Genomic DNA, 18,827 nt, shown 5'->3' on the forward strand with positions numbered 1-18,827 from the left:
GCCGGGCGGGTTGTCGCCCAGTTGTCAGCCGGGATTCATCTTGGGCACCGGCCTTCCGTTGGACCACGCCCCCGGTTCCTCCCCACCCTTCCGCACCTGGCTTGAGCTGGGATACCCCGGGCTACGGAGCCGGGGAGCGTGCGGGATCGGGACTGAGGGGCAGTCAGACCCGGCCCAGGCTGCGGTTTCGGGCCTCGGGCAGCGCGAAACAGGCCAGCGCCGCCACCGCGAAGGCCGCCGAAAAGACCGTGAAGGCCAGCCCATTCCCGCCCCGGGCAATCAGCACCGGCACCAGCAGCGGCGCGGCGATCGAGGCGATCCGGCCGAAGGCGGCGGCCGCGCCGGTTCCCGTTCCGCGGATCGACGTCGGGTAGATCTCCGGGCCAATCGCGTACAGCGCGCCCCAGGCACCCAGGTTGGCGAAGCTCAGGGCACAACCGGCGGCCAGGATCTCGGCATGGCTGCCGGCGTGACCATAGGCCAGGGCCGCCAGGGCCGAGCCGAACAGGAAGCTGGCCAGGGTGGCGCGTCGTCCCCAGACCTCGATCAGCCACGCCGCCAGGGCATAGCCGGGCAGCTGCGCCAGCGTCATGATCAGGGTGAACTCAAACGACTTCACCATGGAGAAGCCCTGCTTGACCAGCAGCGACGGGATCCAGATGAAGGCCCCGTAGTAGCTCAGGTTGATGCCGAACCAGATGACCCACAGGGCGGCGGTGCGGCCCCGCAGCCGTCGGGACCAGATGTTCTGCCGCACGGTGGGCTCCGCCAGGTCCTCCACCACCGGCACGGACGGCGCGGTGGCCGCGGAGCCGGGCCGGGCGGCCTCCTCAAAACCACGGACCGCGGCCTCGGCCTCTGCGTCGCGCCCCTTGGACTCCAGGAAACGCACGCTCTCCGGCAGATGACGTCGGATCACCGCGGCGTAGACCGTGGGCACGATGCCCACGGCCAGGGCATAGCGCCAGCCATTGTGGCTGTGCGGGATCACCAGGTAGCCCAGCAGGGCGGCCATCATCCAGCCCACCGCCCAGAAGGCCTCCAGCGCCACCACCAGGCGGCCGCGGATCCTGGCCGGGGCAAACTCACTGACCAGGGTGGAGGCCACGGGCAGCTCCGCGCCCAGCCCCAGACCGACGATGAAGCGCAACACCATCAGCGCGGCAATCCCGGTGACCAGCGCGGAGGCGGCCGTCGCCAGGCCGTAGACCAGCAGGGTGGCGGCAAAGACCTGGCGTCGGCCAATCCGGTCGGCCAGCAACCCACCCAGGCTGGCACCCAGCGCCATCCCCACGAAGCCGATCGACCCCAGCCAACTGGTCTGGTGCAGGCTGAGCTTCCACTGCACGGTCAGCGCGGCCATCACAAAGCTGATCAGGCCGACGTCCATGGCGTCCAGCGCCCAGCCGATCCCCGAGCCCACCAGCAGCCGGGTGTGGGCGGGGTTGTAGTCAAGCTGCTCCAGACGCTGGGAGCGGGAGGGCGAGGTCATGGCGGAAGGCTACCGGGCACTAGGGTGGTGGGCATGCGGATCAGACCGGCCAGCGAAGCGGATCTTGCGGCCATCACCCAGATCTACAACGACGCCGGAGTGGGCACCACCGCCAGCTATGACCTGGAGCCGGTGACCGTCGAGGAGCGTCGCGACTGGCTGCACCACCGGTGGAACCTGAACCAGCCCGTGCTGGTGGCCGAGGACGACGGCCGGGTGGTGGGCTATGCCTGCTACGGCCGGTTCCGGGACAAGGCCGGTTATGACCGGACCGTGGAGCACAGCGTCTACGTGGCCGACGGCGCGCGGGCGCTGGGCGTCGGCCGGATGTTGATGCTGGCGTTGATCGACCGGGCGCGTGGCGACGGGGTGCACGTGATGGTGGGGGTGCTGGACGCGGACAACGAGGCGTCGGTGGCCTTCCACCAGAAGCTGGGCTTCGAGGAGGTGGGCCGGCTGCGCCAGGTGGGCCGCAAGTTCGACCGCTGGTTGGACGCCCTGTTCATGCAGCTCACCTTCCCCGACCAGGAGCCGGCCAACCGCGGCCAGTAGGCTTCCCGCATGACTGCCTATCACGCCGATTCCAGCGCACTCGTCGACAAGGAAGTACTCACCTGGCAGGGCTTCGGGGATGCCACCCGGGAGCTCGCCCAACAGGTGGTGGATTCCGGCTTCGACCCCGAGATCGTGATCGCGGTGGCTCGTGGTGGGATGCTGCCAGGCGGCGCCATGACCTATGCCCTGGGCACCAAGCTGACCGATGCCATCAACGTCGAGTTCTACACCGACGTGCACGAGACCCTGCCGGACCCGGTGCTGCTCGCTCCCCTGCTGGACACCGAGTCCATCAAGGGAAAGCGGCTGCTGGTGGTGGACGACGTGGTGGATTCCGGGCGCACCCTGGAACTCGTCGTCAAGCTGCTGCGGGAGTTCGACGCCGACGTGCGCAGCGCGGTGATCTATGAGAAGCCGACCACCGTGATCCATCCCGAGTACGCGTGGGCGAAGACGGACAAGTGGATCGTCTTCCCCTGGTCCGCCGAGCCGCCGGTGACCCGACAGGCCTAGTCACAGCGCCCCGACGCCCTCGACAGGCTCGAGCACCGCGGCTGCGGACTCGGGCACCGTGGTTGCGTGACCACGGCGCCCGAGCCCGGTCGAGGACTTCGGAACGTGGCTCAGCGCGGGGAGGGGTGCGGCAGCTTCACGTCCACCCAGACCAGCCGGTGGTCGCTGGACGGGAAGGGATAGCTGCCGGTGAGCCGGTACAGCGGGTCGGCCTGGGTGGGCCAGAAGACCGCGGCGCCCAGGATCGGCAGGTTGCGGCTGGGCAGCACATAGTCGGCCCGGATGTTGCCGGAGCTGCCGACGGCATCCCCGAAGTCCGCGGTGTCGAAGCGCGGATCACCCGTGTGGGTGGCATTGGCCTGCCCCTGCAGCCGGGCCGCCTCCGGGCCGCCCTCGCTGGCCGGGGTGACCGACGTGTTCACCCGCGGGTGGTCCAGCAGCTGGGCGATCGAGCCGGGCAGCGAGTCCCCGTCGACCGGATCCGAGTTCTGGTCCCCGGCAATGACGAACCGTTCGCCGCGCTTCAGCCCGCCGCGGCGGCCCTGGTCGTCGTACAGGTAGGCCGCCTGCTTGCCGCCGGTGATGTAGTCCGCCCAGAGCCGGATCTCGTCGTGGTTGCGTCGGCCATTGCGGTCCTCCGGGCCGTCGAAGACCGGCGGAGTGGGGTGCGAGGCCAGCAGGTGGACCCGCTTGCGGCCGATCATGATCGGCAGGTCCCAGTGGGACTTGCTGCTCAGCGGGAAGGCGGCCAGCTCCTCCGAGGAGTAGAAGGCACCCTTGGCGCCGGTGGCCGGGTCGTCGGGCAGCAGCGCACCGGGCATGTCACGCCAGCGGAAGTTCTGGAAGGTGCGCACCTGGCGCTGGTCGATGGGGTACTTGGAGTAGACCACCATGCCGTACTGCCCGGGGAAGGCCCCGAAGCCCCAGGCATCGTCGGGGCCGCCGACCGTGCCGTCGTTGTTGAGGTCATGGCCCGACGGCACACCGGTGTTGACCGGGGCGACGTAGTAGTAGGGGTAGTGCACCGGGCCGGCACCGTTCTGGCCGACGGCCAGGTAGTTGTCCCGGAAGAGCTCGGCCGCCCGGCCGCCCGCCACGTAGTCGAACTCGTTGACCAGCACGACGTCCGGATTGGCGCGCTGGATGATCTCGGCGACGGTGCGGGCCTGGGCATTGTCCGGGGTGGACAGGTCGGCGACCAGCTGCCCCTGCTTGGCCCGGTTCAGGGAGGCGTTGAAGGTGGCGAAGCGGACGTCGGGGTCCGTGCCCTTCTTCTTGGCGGCCTGCTTGGCGACCGGCAGCGGGGCTGCATGGCCGGGGACGGTGGCGACGGCGAGGCCGGCCACCAGCGTCGCGGCCAGGGCAAGGCTGGCCAGCCGTGGGGTGCTGATTCGTGGGGTACGCATGAGGGGCAGACTAGGGGTGTTGGGCAACATGCGGGTGAACCCCGCGGGTCATTTCCTGTTCTGCGAGACCCCTGGGCCTGTTCGGGGACCGTGCCTCCCGGAAATTGTCGGACCCCGGTGGAATGATGTGGCCCATGTCGAGCACACCGCCGGTGGCCGAGGCCACCTCCTCCCGACTGATCGAGATGCAGGGCATCGACGTCGTGCCGGATTCCGAACGCACGGCCCGCCCGCATGACCTGTTCTGGCCGTGGTTCGCCGCCAATGTGAGCGTCTTCGGCCTGACCTATGGCTCCTACCTGTTCGGTTTCCAGATCTCCTTCTGGCAGGCCACCGTGGTGGCCATCCTGGGCATCGTGCTCAGCTTCGCCCTGTGCGGGGTGATCGCGATCAGCGGCAAGCGCGGTTCGGTGCCCACCATGGTGCTCTCCCGGGCGTCCTTCGGCGTCGACGGGCAGAAGGTGCCGGGGCTGATCAGCTGGCTGACGTCGATCGGCTGGGAGACCTCGCTGACCATCACCGCCACCCTGGCCACCGCGACGGTCTTCACCCGGCTGGGGTGGAGCACCGGGACGGCCACCAAGATCATCGCGTGCGTGGTGATTGCCGCCATCATCGTGGTCTGCTCCGTGCTGGGCTACCACACCATCATGAAGGTGCAGTCCATCCTGACCTGGGTGACCGGCGCCTTCACGCTGGTCTTCATGGCAATGACCGTGAGCCACATCAACTGGTCGGCCGTGAGCGCCCTGCCGGCCGGATCGGTGGCCAGTTGCATCGGCGCGCTGGTGATGGTGATGACCGGCTTCGGTCTGGGCTGGATCAACATTGCCGCCGACTGGTCCCGTTACCAGCGTCGCGACGCCAGCAATGGCGCGATCGTCTTCTGGAACACCTTCGGTGGTTCGGTCGCTCCCCTGCTGCTGGTGGTCTTCGGCCTGTTGCTGGCCGGTTCCGACGAGAAGCTGGCGGCGGCCATCCCCATGGACCCGATCGGTGCGCTGGCGGGAATCCTGCCCACCTGGATCCTGCTGCCCTTCCTGGTGGTAGCGGTGCTCACCCTAATCTCCGGCGCGGTGCTGGGCATCTACTCCTCGGGGCTCACACTGCTGAGCCTGGGGATCACCATCCCCCGCCCGGCAGCGGCCGCCGTCGACGGGATCATCCTCACGCTGGGCACCATCTACGTGGTCTTCTTCGCCACCAGCTTCCTGGCCCCCTTCCAGAGCTTCCTGGTCACGCTGGGCGTGCCGCTTGCCGCCTGGGCCGGGATCATGTGTGCCGACATCCTGGCCCGCAAGCGCCCCTACGACGAAGTGGCGCTGTTCGACCGTCGCGGCCGCTACGGCGCGGTCAACTGGCCCTCGATCGCGCTGATGGTGGTGGCCTCGGTGATCGGCTGGGGGCTGGTGATCAACCAGTTCTCCGACGCCACCTACAACAACTGGCAGGGCTATCTGCTGGAGCCGCTGAAGCTTGGCCACCACGGGCCCGACGGCTGGGAGGGCACCTGGCCCTGGGCCAACCTGGGCGTCATCATCGCCCTGCTGATCGGCTTCCTGGGCTACCTGGCGCTCAACTCCGGCGCCGTGAAGCGGCAGGAGGAACGATGAGCATCCCCAACGACGCCTGGCTGGTGGTGATCGACCACCAACGGATCTTCGCCGACCCGGCCAGCCAGTGGTGCGCCCCGCGTTTCGCCCAGACCGCCCCGGTGGTGGCCCGGCTGGCCGCGCACTGCGGTGAGCGGGTGGTGCTGACCCGGTGGCTTCCCGGGCACAACCGGGAGGGGTCCTGGGGGGCGTACTTCCAGCAGTGGCAGTTCGCCGACCGGCCGGATGACGACCCGTACTTCGAATTGGTGGAGACCGCCGCCGGACTGACCCGGAGACCACCCGTCGATGTCTCCACGTTTGGCAAGTGGGGGCCGGAGTTGGCGGCCATCACCGGCGAGCATCCGCACCTGGTGCTGGCGGGGGTGGCCACCGATTGTTGCGTGATCTCCACCGCCCTGGCCGCCGCGGACGCCGGTTGCACCGTCACGGTGGTCTCCGACGCCTGCGCCGGCTCCTCCGACGAGAACCACGCCGCGGCGCTGCAGGTGATGGGGCTCTACGCCCCGCAGATCACGGTGGTGGACTCGGCGACGCTGCTGAGCTGAAGCGTCAGCCGAGGCGGCCGAGCACCGCGTCCATGGCGCGGTCCGGGAGCACCCGTCGGGCCGTGACCGCCACCTTGGCGCCCGCGCCCACGGCATAGCGGGTGCGCGGGTGGGTGGCCATGGCGGCGGCCACCACCACGTCGGCCACCAGCTTGGGGTTGGAGCCGACGGACCTCCGGTCCGCCAGCGCGAGCATCCGGGCCATCCGCTTGGCGCCCTTCTCATAGGCCCCGCCCTTGCTCACCGAGACCAGGTTCTTGCGGGCCTTGGCATTCCATTCGCTCTGCACCAGGCCGGGCTCCACCATGCACACGTCGATTCCGAAGGGCTTGAGCTCCAGCCGCAGGGAGTCGCTGAAGCCCTCCACCGCGTACTTCGACGCGTGGTACCAGGCCGCGAAGGGTTCGTAGATCTTGGCGCCCATCGAGGAGATGTTGATGATCCGGCCGGACTCGCGCTCCCGCATGCCGGGCAGCACCAGTTGGATCATCCGGGCCAGACCAAACAGGTTCACCTCGAACTGTTCCCGGCCGGCGCTCAACGGCAGGTCCTCCACCGCGCCATAGCCACCGATCCCGGCATTGTTCACCAGCACGTCGATCCGCCCGGCCCCGGCCAGCACGGCGTCGACGAATAGACGCATCGAGGCATCGTCGGTGACATCCAGCGGCAGCACCTTGATCCCGTGTTCCCCCAGGCTGGCCATTGTCTGGGCCCGGCGGGCACCGGCCCAGACGTCGAAGCCAGCCTTGGCCAACTCCACAGCGGTGGCCCGGCCAATCCCGGACGAGGCTCCGGTGACGACGGCGACCCGGTGGGAGTCCACCCGGAGGCCGGGCATGCTGGGAATCTCGGTGTGTGCCATGCGCCCAGACTAGCCAGCGCGAGCTGATGAACGATCAAACCGACCCCGCCGTCGGCCGCGAAAGAGCCACTTCATAGGCTGAGGGAGTACTCCCAAGCGAAACAGGAAAATGATGTCCAGCACAGCGACTTCCCCAGCGACCCTGGCCGCCCGCGGCGACGCAGCAGCGAGCGCGACGAGCCCCTCCGTACGGCTGATCATGCGGCTGGCGGCCATCTTCGGCATCGCGACCGTGATCACCGGCAGCATCAACTCCGCCACCGGGTCCGGCTTCGCCTGCCCCACCTGGCCCGGCTGCTACCCGGGCCACTTCGGCCCCGAGGCCGAGGTGCACGACATCATCGAGTTCGGCCACCGGATCATCGCCGCCAGCACCGGCTTCGTGCTGCTGGGCGCCGCCGTGACCAGCATCTGGCTGCGCCGGGCCCGTCCGATGGTGCGGATCCTGCCCTGGGCCGCCGTGGTGGGCGCCATCCTGTCCGCCGTCTTCGGACGGATGGTGGTGCTCAACGGCGGCATCTCCAAGGCGCAGGCCACCTTGGACCTGTTCGGTGCCCTCACGGTGTTGATGGCCACCACCCTGGTCACCCTGTCGGTCAACCGCGGCACCCCGCGCTGGCACTGGACCCCGCTGTCCCGCTGGGCCACCGGCTGCATGGCCGGCGTGGTGGTGCTGCACCTGCTGGGCGTCGTCGTGGCTGGCAAGGGTTCCTTCACCGCCGTCGTGGGCTGGCCGATGTGGCGGATCGTCAGCCAGGACGTGGCCGTCGGGCTGCAGGTCTTCCGGCTGGTCTTTGCTGCCGGCCTGGCCGTGGCCCTCTTCCTGCTGGCCCGCAAGGGCTGGCACCAGCCCACCCTGCGCCCGGTGCTGGCCACCTTGGTGGGGCTGTTCGCGCTGGAGTTCGTGCTCGGCCAGGTGATGGCGCAGAAGGGCGTCGACATGTGGTGGGCGGCGGGGCACTGCGCCGCGGCCGGCCTGATCCTGGTCTGCGTCACCCTGGTGGCCGGACGCAGCGCCTTCGACCGGCTCTGAGGCCTCCCTGCAGTTCCCGACGACGGCCGTTGTCCACAGGCTCTGTGGACGGCGGCCGTCGTTCTGTGGGAAACGCCGGGGCGCTTGTGGACCCCGTGGTGGACGGCAAAATTCCTCCCCCGTTGTTCACCTCCCGGCTTGCGTGTCGCGTCCCCCGACGCGCAAGAATGGAGGAACGGGCCCCGGGGAAGGGGCCCGGGATGGTCCACGATCCGACGATCCATTCGCAGTGGCCCCCGGCGACAGCTGGGCCGGGGGCGCTGCGCACCAGCGGGGTGACGAGTGGCTGGTGGGATCCAGGGCGTGGGCGCATCGGCCGGATCCGTCACCACTGCCTGGCCGGACACGAAGGGGCCTCGTGCGCAGATGCACGAGGCCCCTTCTCCATCTCCGAGTGATGTAGTCGGCTGGCCGGCAGACCGGCAGCCTCACCGTCATGGCCGGCCCGACGGCAAGCCATTCCCATCAGCTGCGAGTCTGTCTAGGCCCCTCCCGACTCCCGGGTGTCAACGCCCTCGACACGCTCGGGGAGGGTGGTGGGATGTTCGTCTTCGGGTCCGGAGCCTCGCAGCGCGGTTCCGCGAGGATACGCGAGCGAGCGAGCGTCGACGAGACGAAGCGCCAGAGGCTGCCGCCCCGACGGCGAACCGCATGCTCCCCCACCCAGCCCTCAATCCACCGTCCGGGCGGCTCCCTTGTCCGCGGACTGGGCAAACCTCGCGAAGATCTTGAGCGCCGCGGAGACCGGGCGGTCCCGGTCCACCGGCTGCCACCCGGCCTGGTCCTGCTCCTGGCGACGCGAGGCCAGCTCCGCGTCGGACAGGTCCACCGAGACGCTGCGGTTGGGGATGTCGAAGGTGATGATGTCCCCGTCGCGAACCAGGCCGATCGGGCCGCCGGAGGCCGCCTCCGGGGAGACGTGCCCGACGCTCAGGCCCGAGGAGCCGCCGGAGAACCGGCCGTCGGTGATCAGCGCGCACTTGGGGCCCAGCCCCACACCCTTCAGGTAACTGGTGGGGTAGAGCATCTCCTGCATGCCGGGGCCACCCTTGGGGCCCTCATAGCGCACCACCACCACGTCGCCCTCGACGATCTTGCCGCCCAGGATCATCTCGACGGCCTGCTCCTGGGATTCGGCCACCTTTGCGGGGCCGCTGAACTGCCACTGGTGCTCGGGCACGCCCGCGGTCTTCACGATGCAGCCGTCGGGCGCCAGGTTGCCCTTGAGCACCGCCAGGCCACCCTCGGTGGTGTAGGCGTGCTCGACGGAGTGGATGCAGCCATTCTCGGCATCGGTGTCCAGCGACTCCCAGCGATTGGTGGAGCTGAAGGCCTCGGTGGTGCGCACTCCCCCGGGCGCCGCGTGGAAGAGCTCCAGCGCCTTCTCGGTGGCCTGGCCGGAACGGATGTCCCAGTCCCCCAGCCACTCGTCGACGCTGGCGGAGTGCACGGCCCGCACCCCGTCGTCGAACATGCCACCCCGACGCAGCTCGCCCAGGATGGCGGGGATGCCGCCGGCCCGGTGCACGTCCTCCATGTAGAACTTGTTGGTGTTGGGCGCCACCTTGACCAGGCACGGGGTGACGCGGCTCAGGGCGTCGATGTCGTCCTGGTCGAAGTCGACGCCGGCCTCCTGCGCCGCCGCCAGCAGGTGCAGGATCGTGTTGGTGGAGCCGCCCATCGCGATGTCCAGCCGCATCGCATTGGCGAAGGCGGGCCTGGTGGCAATGCTGCGCGGGAGCACGGAGTCGTCGTCGCCCTCGTAATAGGTCTTGCAGAGGTCCACGACGAGCCGACCGGCCTCCAGGAAGAGCTCCTTGCGGGCAGCGGCGGTGGCCAGCGTCGAGCCGTTGCCGGGCAGGGACAGCCCCAGCGCCTCGGTCAGGCAGTTCATCGAATTGGCGGTGAACATGCCGGAGCAGGATCCGCAGGTGGGGCAGGCATTCTCCTCGATGGTGCCGATCTCCGCGTCGGAGACGGTGTCGTCGACGGACTTGATCATGGCGTCGATCAGGTCCAGCCGGGTGACGGTGCCGTCGTCCTTGATGGTGGCCTTGCCGGCCTCCATCGGGCCACCGGAGACGAAGACGGCGGGGATGTTGAGCCGCAGCGCGGCCAGCAGCATGCCGGGGGTGATCTTGTCGCAGTTGGAGATGCAGACCAAGGCGTCGGCCTGGTGCGCGTTGACCATGTACTCGACGCTGTCGGCGATCACCTCGCGACTGGGCAGGCTGTAGAGCATGCCGGAATGGCCCATCGCGATCCCGTCGTCGACGGCGATGGTGTTGAACTCCCGGCCGATGCCGCCCGCCTCGGCGACCGCACCGGCCACCAGCTGGCCCATGTCCTTGAGGTGCACGTGGCCGGGCACGAACTGGGTGAAGGAGTTCGCGATGGCGACGATCGGCTTGCCGAAGTCCTCATTGGTCATGCCGGTGGCGCGCCACAGGGCGCGGGCGCCGGCCATGTTGCGGCCGTGGGTGGTGGTGCGGGAACGGAGTGCTGGCATGGGGCAAGACTAGGTGCTGCCCCCGACAGTTTTCCCGGGCTCCCAGCCAGTGGTCGACCATTGCTGCCCCACCCCGCAGCACACCCTTGGGTCATGTCCCCTACGACTGCGGGATGATCCGGCCCGGCCCCCTTCCCCCGCGAGTGGCAAGCAGAACCAACCATCCAGCCGATGTGCACACAGCCGCTTCACAGAAAGACTGTGGTCATGATGACTTTCCTGGGAATGGCCGCAGCGGTTGCCGTACTGGTTCTGATCTGGTTCCTGGTGCCCGTGCTGATGGCGCCGCTGGTGCTGGCGATGGCCGTGGTTGACCGTCTGGGCGGCAATCGCACCCGTCGCGCCGCAGGGGCCGAGCTGCGTCGCACCTCCGTGCACGACCTGCCCGCCGTGCACCCCACCGACGCCCGCGTGCTGGCCGCCTGACCTGCCCGCGCCAGACTCACTGCGTAGGCTGACCGCATGATCATCACCGTAGCCGGGCACCACCGGATCGAGCTGCCGGCCGAGCTGGCCACCCTGCATCTGGAGGTGCTGGCCAATGAACCCGAACGGGCCGACGCCCTGCGTCGCGTCGAGCACCGCACCGGCGAGCTGCTCCGCGAGGTGAAGCGGCTGGAGAACCTGCAGCCCGCGCCGGTGGAGCGCCACGTGGTGAACCCGCCGCAGGTCTGGACCCTCGAGGTCACCGACGCGCAGGGCAACCAGACCGGCATGCAGCACCGGGCCGACGTCGCGGTCCGGATCACCTTCCGCGACGCCACCGCCCTGAGTGACTTCACCTCCCGGTGGGGTGAGTCCGACGACATCCAGCTTGGCCACGTCGCCTGGGACCTCACCGAAGCCACCCGCACCCGCTACCAGGACGAGGTGCTCACCGAGGCCATCGCCGACGCGCGTCGCCGCGCCCGGGTGATGGCCGCCGCCGTCGGCGCCGGGGATCCGACGTTGACCGAGCTGGCCGACCCGGGGCTGCTGGCCGGTCCCGATGCTGGTCAGGCAGCCGACGGCGCCGCCCGGTTCGCGCTGGCCAGGTCGGAACCCGTCGAGGTGGCGCCAGACCTGATGGTGCTCAGCGCCACGGTGCACGCCCGGTTCCAGGCCTGAGCTCCCGCTGGTTCGCCGGACTGCACCGAGCTGCCGTGGCGCTCCGGCTCGTCCAGATGCCAAGTAGATCTCCGTCCAGGTGTCAAGTAGAACTCCGTCCAGATGTCAAATAGGGCAGGTTCCAGCCCCCATCGGATACCACCGCGCAGCCCGTGCGACACGGGCCTGAAGGGGACCCGGGTGAACACCGGGTTATCTTCAACTCAAGACTTCCTGAAGTGGCTTCTGATCACCTGAACAACTCCGGGGCTGGCTGGAGAATCCCTTGGCGAGTGACCGAATCTGGTGCCATGTCCACCATCCTCGGCCTTGTCCTGCTCCTCGTCGTTACCGCGGCCGTGTTCGCGGCCGTGCCCTTCATCCTGGCGCCCTTCGTGCTGACCACCGCCTGGCTGCAGCGACGCCGGGACCTCGTCCCCGCCATCGATTCCCCGGCCACCCAGACCGCCCAGCCCGAGCCCGTCGTGGGCGAAGACCACCTGCCCGTGATCGCGAGCACCAGGCAGGCCCAGGCCGCCTGAACCCGGCTGCCAGCCCCGGGAGCCAGGCCCTGGTCAGCACGAACCAACGGCCCGGTCAGGCGCCACCCGCCACCCCGGGGCGAGCACCTGCCGCCACAATTGGCAGCCTGGTGGACACAGAAACCGATTGGGCTCGTTCAAATCCCGAAAAGTCCGCCAACTTTGGCGGGCCCCTCGGAATGGAAGACCCCGACAGGCCCGGCACCGTGGTCACCAACGCATCCGGGCCTCCGGTGGTGACAAGCGGTGATCGGCCGCCGGTGACCAACTCGGCCTCCCCGCGGGAGAGTGGCCCGCCCCCGACCTCAGAGGCCGGGGTTGTCCCCGGTCTCCCGACGGTGGTCTTCGGGACGGCCACCCTGGCCGGTGCGCAGGGCCGCCCGGCTCATCATGTGGGAGGCGACGGGTGTGGTGAGCAGCTGGAAGATGGCCACCAGCACCAGCATCCCCACGTCGAGGCCGGAACGCAGCCCCAGACCAACCCCGAGCATCACCAGCACCACCCCCAGCACCTGGGGCTTGGTTGCGGCGTGCATCCGGCTCAGCAGGTCCGGGAAACGGATCAGCCCGACGGCGGCGCACAGGCAGAGCAGGGAACCGGTCAGCAGCAGCAGCGCCGCCACGGCATCAAGCACGGCAGCCATCACGGCACCTCGTCCACGTCGCGAGCCACGAACCGGGAGATCGCCACGGTGGAGACGAAGCCCAGCAGGGAGACGGTGATCAGGATCGGCAGGGTGGACGTGTCATCGGTGATCACGGCCTCCAGGCCCAGCACGCAGACGATCACCGCCACCAGCACGTCATTGGCCAGGGCCCGGTTCAGCACCGTGGGGCCCACCACCATCCGCACCAATGCCAGCAAGGCCGCCACCGTGAGCATGATCCCGCTGGCCCAGTAGATCCAGTTCATGGCTGCTCCTCGCGCGGCTCGTCGGGGTCCTGCATGGTGTGCACCAGCCGGGCCTCGGTGGCGCCTTGGCCGCTGGGCCGCACCGCGACGCAGATCGCGGCCTCCACCCGGTCCTCCAGGGCCCGGACCCGGTCCCGTTCGGCGGCCAGCAGCTCCGGATCGGTGACATCCAGGACGTGCAGGGTGAGCACGCCGGTGCCCTGGTCCAGGTCGATCACCACGGTGCCGGGCACCAGCGAGGTGAGCTCGGCCACCAGGGTGCGGCGCAGGTCGTCGTCCAGCCGCAGGCGGACATCCACCAGGGATCCGGCGCTGATGGGACGGGGGCGCAGCGCCAACCACGCCACATAGCCGCTGGCTCGCAGCAGGTCGGCCAGGAAGCGTCCCACCAGCACCAGCAGCGCGACGGGCCGCACCCGGATGGTGGAGATGATCGGCGGCATCGGGAAGGTCCACAGGATGGCGGCGGCCACCACCAGCCCGAAGACCAGATTGGCCCAGGTGAACTGGCCCATCAGCATCAGCCAGACGGCGGTCAGGCCCAGCACCGGCAGGGGTCGCAGACGTCGGATCATCGGCCACCAACCCCCAGCACGTCGGTGACATAGCCCGCGCGGTCGGCCAGCTGGGCGGCGGTGTCGTCGGTATAGCCGAACAGCGGGCCGGCCACGACGGTGAACAGGCAGGAGATGGCCACCAGACCCCAGGTGGGCCACAGCACCCCGCGGCCCAGCGGACGGCTGGCCACCAGCCGCTCCGCCTCCTCACCGGTGACGTCGAACAGCTCCCCGTCGTCGTCCACGTCGGCGGCCCGTGGCGCCCGCCAGAAGGCCCGGCCCCAGACCCGGCTGATGGCATACAGGGTCAGCAGGCTGGTCACCAGCGAACCGCCGATCAGCAGGTAGGCCAGGCCGGTGCCGGCCTCGGCGCCGGCCCGCAACAACCCCACCTTGCCCAGGAAGCCCGACAGCGGCGGGATACCGGCCAGGTTGAGCGCGGGAATGAAGAAGAGCAGGGCCAACCCGGGTGTCATCCGCAGGAATCCGCCCAGATGGGTCAGGGAGGTGCTGCCGCCGCGGTGCTCGATCAGCCCGGTCACCAGGAAGAGGCAGGTCTGGATGGTGATGTGGTGCGCGGCGTAGAAGATGGCCGCGGACAACCCCAGCTGGTTGCCCAGGGCCACGCCGTAGACCAGGTAGCCGATGTGGCTGACCAGGGTGAAGGAGAGCAGACGCTTGATGTCGTCCTGCGCCACGGCCCCCAGGATGCCCACCAGCATGGTGAGCAGCGCCGCCCACAGCAACAGCTGGTTGTAGCCGTCGTCGCCGAACAGCAGGGTCTGCGTGCGGATCAGCGCGTAGACGCCCACCTTGGTGAGCAGCCCGGCGAAGACGGCGGTGACCGGGGCCGGGGCCGTCGGGTAGGAGTCGGGCAGCCAGCCGGACATCGGGAAGACGGCGGCCTTGATGCAGAATCCCACCAGCAGGATGCCTTGCAGCAGGTGCGCGACGTCGGGGTTGAGCACGTCCAGCCGGCCGGCCAGCTGGGCCAGGTCCACGGTGCCGGTGGCGCCGTAGATCAACGCGATGGCCAGCAGGAAGATCAGCGAGCTCAGCAGGTTGACCACCACATAGTTGGCGCCCGCCCGCACCCGGGATTCCGTCGCGCCCAGAGTGAGCAGCACGAAGCTGGCGAACAGCAGCATCTCGAAGCCGACGTAGATGTGGAACAGGTCGCCCGACAGGAAGGTGGTGGACACCCCCGCCGAGAGCACCAGCAGGGTCGGGTGGAAGATCGGCAGCGGCGCTCCCCCGTCGTCGACGTCGTCGGAGGCCCGGCCCTCGCCGATGGCATAGAGCATCACGCCGAAGGTGACCAGGGAGGAGACCAGCAGCATCAGGGCGCTCAGCCGGTCAACCACCAGCACGATCCCGTCCACCGGGCTCCACCCGCCCACGCCGACCGCCAGCCGCTCACCGCTGCTGGCAATCCCCAGCAGCAGCGCGCCCACCACCACCACGGCGCCCAGCACCAGGAAGGTGATCCCGCGCTGCAGGTGGGTGCGTCGCCCGGCGACGACAGTCAGCCCGGCACCGATCAGGGGCAGCACGACGGGCAAGGGCACCAGGTCTGCGCTGGTGAAGTTCATCGGGGCACCTCCCGGTCCGGGGCAGGGTCAGCGGAAGGGGCGTCGACGGGCTCGGCCACCGTGGAATCGGGAGTGGCCCCGGCCGGCTCGGCCTCCGCGGAATGCGTGGCTTCGACGGGCTCGGCCCCAGGGGACTCTTCGCCAGCGGGGTCCGGGTCCAGCTCCTCGGGGACGATCTGCTCGTGGTCGGCCTGGCCGACGGGATCCGGCGGCGGGGCATCCTCCTCGTCGTCGGCCAGCGCATGCGGGTCCGCCGTGTCGGTGTAGTCGGAGCCGGCCAGGTCATTGCTGTGGGCCAGCTCCTGGATGCGTGCGTCCTCGGCGTCGTCCTCGACGTCGTCGGCGCCGGCCAGCTGCCACTGCCGGTGGGCCAGGGCCAACACGAATCCCGTCACGGCCAGGGTGATCACGATCGCGGTCAGGGTCATGGCCTGGGGCAGCGGGTCACTGATCCCGTCGCCCCCGATCACCGTGGCGGCGGCCTCGGCCTTGTCCACGATCGGTGGCTTGCCGGGCGGGCCGGAGGCCACCAGGAAGGCGACGTTGACCCCATTGCTCACCAGCAGCACCCCCAGCAGGGCCCGGGTGAGGCTGCGGGAGAGCAGCAGGGAGATGCCGGTGCCGAACAACACACCGGCCAGGACGGCGAGGGTCAGGTTGGGGCTCATCGCTTGGCCTCCGCAATCTGGTCGTCGAGACCGGAACCCAGGCTGCGCAGGATGTCCAGCACCAGCCCGATCACCACCAGGTAGACGCCGATGTCGAAGAAGACCGACGTGACCAGGTGCAGGTCACCCAGCAGCGGTAGGTGGGCATCAAAGGTCCAGCTCTGCAGCACGTCGCCGCCGGCCAGCATGGAGACCAGCCCGAAGCCCGCGGACAGGAACAGGCCGCTGCCCAGCAGCGCACCGGGCATCACCGGCAGGGTGACGCGCAATTCCTCCGCGCCACCGGCCAGGTAGCGCACCACCAGCGCCAGCCCGGCGACGATCCCGGCCGCGAAGCCACCGCCGGGGGCATTGTGGCCGGTGAACAGCAGGTAGACCGACCACAGCAGGATGGTGTGGAAGACCAGCCGGGTGACCACGGCCAGGATCAGGGAGCTGCGTTCGTCGTCGAAGGAGTGCACGGTGACCAGCCAGGAGGATCCGCTGGCCGACGGGGCTCCCCGCCCGACGCCCCGGCCGGCCCGCATGTCCTCCAGCCGACGGCGATTGGCCTCCACCCGGTGACGCTTGCGGAAGACCAGGCTGGCGATGCCCGTGGCCGCCACCAGCACCACCGAGATCTCGCCCATAGTGTCCCAGGCCCGGATGTCCACCAGCGCGACATTGACGATGTTGCTGCCCCCGCCGAAACCGGTGGCCCCCTTGGGCCAGCCCACGGCCGCAGGGTCCGAGGTGCGGGCCGCCGCCGCGGCCAGCGTGATGCCGGTGACCAGGAGCCCGGACAGGGTGCCCAGCAGGATCCGGACCATTCGTTCGGTGCGCGACGGGTCCTCGTTGAAGTGGCCGGTGAAGCGACGCAGCACCAGCACGAAGACCACGATGGACACCGTCTCGGCCAGGATCTGGGTCAGCGCCAGATCGGGCGCGCCATGGAGCAGGAAGGCCAGCGCACACGCATAGCCGGTGACGCTGACCAGCACGACGGCGCGCAGGCGTCGCCGGGAACGGACGGCGCCGATGGCGGCCAGCATGGCCACCACCGCCACCGAGAGCTGGGCCGGCTCGTCGAAGATCCGGACATTCGACGGCAGGTGGGTGCCCAGCAGCCCATTGGCGGCCATGGCGATGAAGACCAGCAGCACCAGGCCCAGGCTGAGCGGCAGCGACCCGCGTTGCAGGAAGCCGGTCACCTCCAGCGAGCTGCGGTCCAGGCCGCGCATCACCAGGCGGTAGGCGGACACGGCGGCCGGCGGGTGCGGCAGGGCGCCCTGCAGGCGGGCCACGGGGCGACGCAGCCAGACCAGCACGGCGCCGGCCGTCAGGGTGACCAGGCTGAGGTAGAGCGGGGTGCCCAGACCGTGCCACAGGGCCAGGTGGATCGGGTGCTCACCGGCCGGGAAGCTCTCCCGGTAGCCGGTGACCAGGGTCTCCAGCCGGGGTGTGAAGGGGGCGGAGGCCAGGCTGACCAGGCCCAACAGCAGGGGGATCCCCACCGCCACCCGGCCCGGCTCGTGCACCTCCAGCGGGTCGACGCCGGACTTGCTGGCCCACGCGCCCCACAGGAAACGCCCGCTGTAGGCGACGGTCAGCACCGAACCCAGCACCAGAGTGGCCAGCACCGGGAGCGCCCAGCCCTGGGGGGCGTGCAGGTAGGCCTCGTAGACGGCCTCCTTGCCCACGAAGCCGAGCATCGGGGGCAGGCCGGCCATGGAGGCCGCGCACAGCCCCGTCGCGGCCACCAGCCAGGGCATCCTGCGGGCCATTCCGGTGAGCCGACGCACGTCCCGGGTGCCGGTGGCGTGGTCGATGGTGCCCACCGAGAGGAACAGGCCCGCCTTGAAGATGGCGTGCGCCACCAGGAGCGTGAGCCCGGCCAGGGCGGCGTCGTGGCTGCCGGTGCCCACCAGCACCACCAGGAAACCCAGCTGGCTGACGGTGCCGTAGGCCAGGATCAGTTTGAGGTCCACCTGGCGCAGCGCCCGGTAGCCACCCACCAGCATGGTCAGCCCGCCCAGCACCAGGATGGTGGGCCGCCACACCTCGTGGCCGGCAAAGCCGGGGGCCAGCCGGGCCACCAGATAGACGCCGGCCTTCACCATGGCCGCGGCGTGCAGGTAGGCCGAGACCGGGGTGGGCGCGGCCATGGCGCCGGGCAGCCAGAAGTGGAAGGGCACCTGGGCGGACTTGGTCAGGGCGCCCAGCAGCACCAGCACGATCGCGACGCTGGTGACGGTGCCATTGGGCGGATTGTCCAGCAGCGCGGTCAGGCTGGAGGTGCCGGCGGCGACGGCCAGCATGATGAAGCCGCCCAGCATCGCCAGACCGCCCGCGGTGGTGACCACCAGGGCCTGGGTGGCGGCATTGCGGCTGTCCTCGGAGCGGGTGTTGTGCCCCACCAGCAGGTAGGACAGGACGGTGGTCAGCTCCCAGAACAGGTACAGCAGCAGCAGGTCGTCGGCCAGCACCAGGCCGGTCATGGCCCCCGCGAAGCCGGTCAGGTGGGCCGCCAGCCGGCCCAGGGCCGGCTCGTCACGCTCGAAGTAGGCAGTGCAGTAGGCCAGCACCACGGCGCCGATCCCGCCCACCACCAGGCACATCAGCAGCGCCAGCGCGTCCATCCGCAGGCCGAGCGCCAGGTCGAGGGTGGGCACCCAGGGGCGGCTCCACTGCGGGACCTCGCCGCGCAGCACGCCGGGCAGGTGGTTGGCGGCCAGCACTGCGGTGGCCAGCGACGGCAGGCCCAGCAGCCAGAAGCCGCGGGGGCCCAACCAACGGATCACCAGGGGGGCAATGACGGTCGCGATGGCATGCAGGGCCAGAACCGTCAGCATCAATCATCTCCCGGGGGCGTCGTCCACGGCGGGTCCACAGACGGCGTCGTGATGAATTCTACCGGGTGGTACCAAGCTATTCCGCACCCACCGAATTGCTGAGA

At 69.8% G+C, this 18,827-nt stretch carries 18 protein-coding genes; 8 read left to right on the plus strand and 10 right to left on the minus strand.

What is annotated here, in order from left to right:
- Window positions 1–163: 163 nt before the first annotated feature.
- Window positions 164–1,492, minus strand: a complete 1,329-nt coding sequence (locus tag AAEX60_RS13325) for an MFS transporter (protein WP_342104053.1) — start codon at window positions 1,490–1,492, stop codon at window positions 164–166.
- A 33-nt stretch (window positions 1,493–1,525) separates the two neighbouring features.
- On the opposite strand from AAEX60_RS13325, the gene AAEX60_RS13330 reads away from it, so the two are divergent.
- Complete coding sequence (locus tag AAEX60_RS13330) at window positions 1,526–2,044, plus strand: GNAT family N-acetyltransferase (RefSeq protein ID WP_342104054.1); 519 nt, start codon at window positions 1,526–1,528, stop codon at window positions 2,042–2,044.
- A gap of 9 nt (window positions 2,045–2,053) precedes the next feature.
- Complete coding sequence (locus tag AAEX60_RS13335) at window positions 2,054–2,560, plus strand: phosphoribosyltransferase (RefSeq protein ID WP_342104055.1); 507 nt, start codon at window positions 2,054–2,056, stop codon at window positions 2,558–2,560.
- A 110-nt stretch (window positions 2,561–2,670) separates the two neighbouring features.
- Here the strand turns inward: AAEX60_RS13335 and AAEX60_RS13340 are convergent, their stop codons facing one another.
- Complete coding sequence (locus tag AAEX60_RS13340) at window positions 2,671–3,966, minus strand: endonuclease/exonuclease/phosphatase family protein (RefSeq protein WP_342104056.1); 1,296 nt, start codon at window positions 3,964–3,966, stop codon at window positions 2,671–2,673.
- Between the two features lie 134 nt (window positions 3,967–4,100).
- On the opposite strand from AAEX60_RS13340, the gene AAEX60_RS13345 reads away from it, so the two are divergent.
- Together AAEX60_RS13345 and AAEX60_RS13350 are read left to right on the plus strand one after the other, a co-directional pair.
- Entirely contained in the window at window positions 4,101–5,579 is a 1,479-nt protein-coding gene (locus tag AAEX60_RS13345) for a purine-cytosine permease family protein (RefSeq protein WP_342104057.1), read from the plus strand.
- Window positions 5,576–6,127, plus strand: a complete 552-nt coding sequence (locus AAEX60_RS13350) for a cysteine hydrolase family protein (protein WP_342104058.1) — start codon at window positions 5,576–5,578, stop codon at window positions 6,125–6,127. The genes AAEX60_RS13345 and AAEX60_RS13350 overlap by 4 nt, the downstream gene beginning before the upstream one ends.
- Before the next feature lie 4 nt (window positions 6,128–6,131).
- On the opposite strand, the gene AAEX60_RS13355 is transcribed toward AAEX60_RS13350, so the two are convergent.
- Complete coding sequence (locus AAEX60_RS13355; protein WP_342104059.1) at window positions 6,132–6,992, minus strand: oxidoreductase; 861 nt, start codon at window positions 6,990–6,992, stop codon at window positions 6,132–6,134.
- A 112-nt stretch (window positions 6,993–7,104) separates the two neighbouring features.
- On the opposite strand from AAEX60_RS13355, the gene AAEX60_RS13360 reads away from it, so the two are divergent.
- Window positions 7,105–8,025, plus strand: coding sequence for a COX15/CtaA family protein (locus AAEX60_RS13360; RefSeq protein WP_342104060.1), 921 nt, complete (start codon window positions 7,105–7,107; stop codon window positions 8,023–8,025).
- Window positions 8,026–8,695: 670 nt separating this feature from the next.
- On the opposite strand, the gene ilvD is transcribed toward AAEX60_RS13360, so the two are convergent.
- The gene (ilvD, locus tag AAEX60_RS13365) at window positions 8,696–10,534 is read right to left on the minus strand and encodes a dihydroxy-acid dehydratase (RefSeq protein ID WP_342104061.1); all 1,839 of its coding nucleotides are present in this window, start codon (window positions 10,532–10,534) and stop codon (window positions 8,696–8,698) included.
- Window positions 10,535–10,741: 207 nt separating this feature from the next.
- Between ilvD and AAEX60_RS13370 the strand changes: the two genes are divergently transcribed.
- From AAEX60_RS13370 to AAEX60_RS13380, 3 genes are all read left to right on the plus strand, one after another.
- On the plus strand, window positions 10,742–10,960 hold the full coding sequence (locus AAEX60_RS13370) for a hypothetical protein (protein WP_342104062.1): 219 nt from the start codon (window positions 10,742–10,744) through the stop codon (window positions 10,958–10,960).
- A 36-nt stretch (window positions 10,961–10,996) separates the two neighbouring features.
- Entirely contained in the window at window positions 10,997–11,641 is a 645-nt protein-coding gene (locus AAEX60_RS13375; protein WP_342104063.1) for an SIMPL domain-containing protein, read from the plus strand.
- Window positions 11,642–11,931: 290 nt separating this feature from the next.
- The gene (locus AAEX60_RS13380) at window positions 11,932–12,162 is read left to right on the plus strand and encodes a hypothetical protein (RefSeq protein WP_342104064.1); all 231 of its coding nucleotides are present in this window, start codon (window positions 11,932–11,934) and stop codon (window positions 12,160–12,162) included.
- A gap of 305 nt (window positions 12,163–12,467) precedes the next feature.
- Here the strand turns inward: AAEX60_RS13380 and mnhG are convergent, their stop codons facing one another.
- The 6 genes from mnhG to AAEX60_RS13410 are packed head-to-tail and all read right to left on the minus strand — an operon-like array spanning window position 12,468 to window position 18,723.
- Window positions 12,468–12,806, minus strand: a complete 339-nt coding sequence (mnhG, locus tag AAEX60_RS13385; RefSeq protein WP_342104065.1) for a monovalent cation/H(+) antiporter subunit G — start codon at window positions 12,804–12,806, stop codon at window positions 12,468–12,470.
- Window positions 12,806–13,075 carry a monovalent cation/H+ antiporter complex subunit F gene (locus AAEX60_RS13390; protein ID WP_342104066.1) on the minus strand — a complete coding sequence of 90 codons (270 nt, stop codon included), beginning with the start codon at window positions 13,073–13,075 and terminating at the stop codon, window positions 12,806–12,808. Before AAEX60_RS13390 ends, mnhG begins: the two co-directional genes overlap by 1 nt.
- On the minus strand, window positions 13,072–13,650 hold the full coding sequence (locus AAEX60_RS13395) for a Na+/H+ antiporter subunit E (RefSeq protein WP_342104067.1): 579 nt from the start codon (window positions 13,648–13,650) through the stop codon (window positions 13,072–13,074). Before AAEX60_RS13395 ends, AAEX60_RS13390 begins: the two co-directional genes overlap by 4 nt.
- Window positions 13,647–15,224: a Na+/H+ antiporter subunit D gene (locus AAEX60_RS13400; RefSeq protein ID WP_342104068.1), complete on the minus strand. Its 1,578-nt coding sequence runs from the start codon at window positions 15,222–15,224 to the stop codon at window positions 13,647–13,649. Before AAEX60_RS13400 ends, AAEX60_RS13395 begins: the two co-directional genes overlap by 4 nt.
- On the minus strand, window positions 15,221–15,892 hold the full coding sequence (locus AAEX60_RS13405) for a Na(+)/H(+) antiporter subunit C (protein ID WP_342104069.1): 672 nt from the start codon (window positions 15,890–15,892) through the stop codon (window positions 15,221–15,223). Before AAEX60_RS13405 ends, AAEX60_RS13400 begins: the two co-directional genes overlap by 4 nt.
- Complete coding sequence (locus AAEX60_RS13410) at window positions 15,889–18,723, minus strand: Na+/H+ antiporter subunit A (protein ID WP_342104070.1); 2,835 nt, start codon at window positions 18,721–18,723, stop codon at window positions 15,889–15,891. The genes AAEX60_RS13405 and AAEX60_RS13410 overlap by 4 nt, the downstream gene beginning before the upstream one ends.
- Window positions 18,724–18,827 lie beyond the last annotated feature (104 nt).

Origin of the sequence: Luteococcus sp. H101 (assembly GCF_038433155.1) — a bacterium.
GTDB lineage: Bacteria > Actinomycetota > Actinomycetes > Propionibacteriales > Propionibacteriaceae > Luteococcus.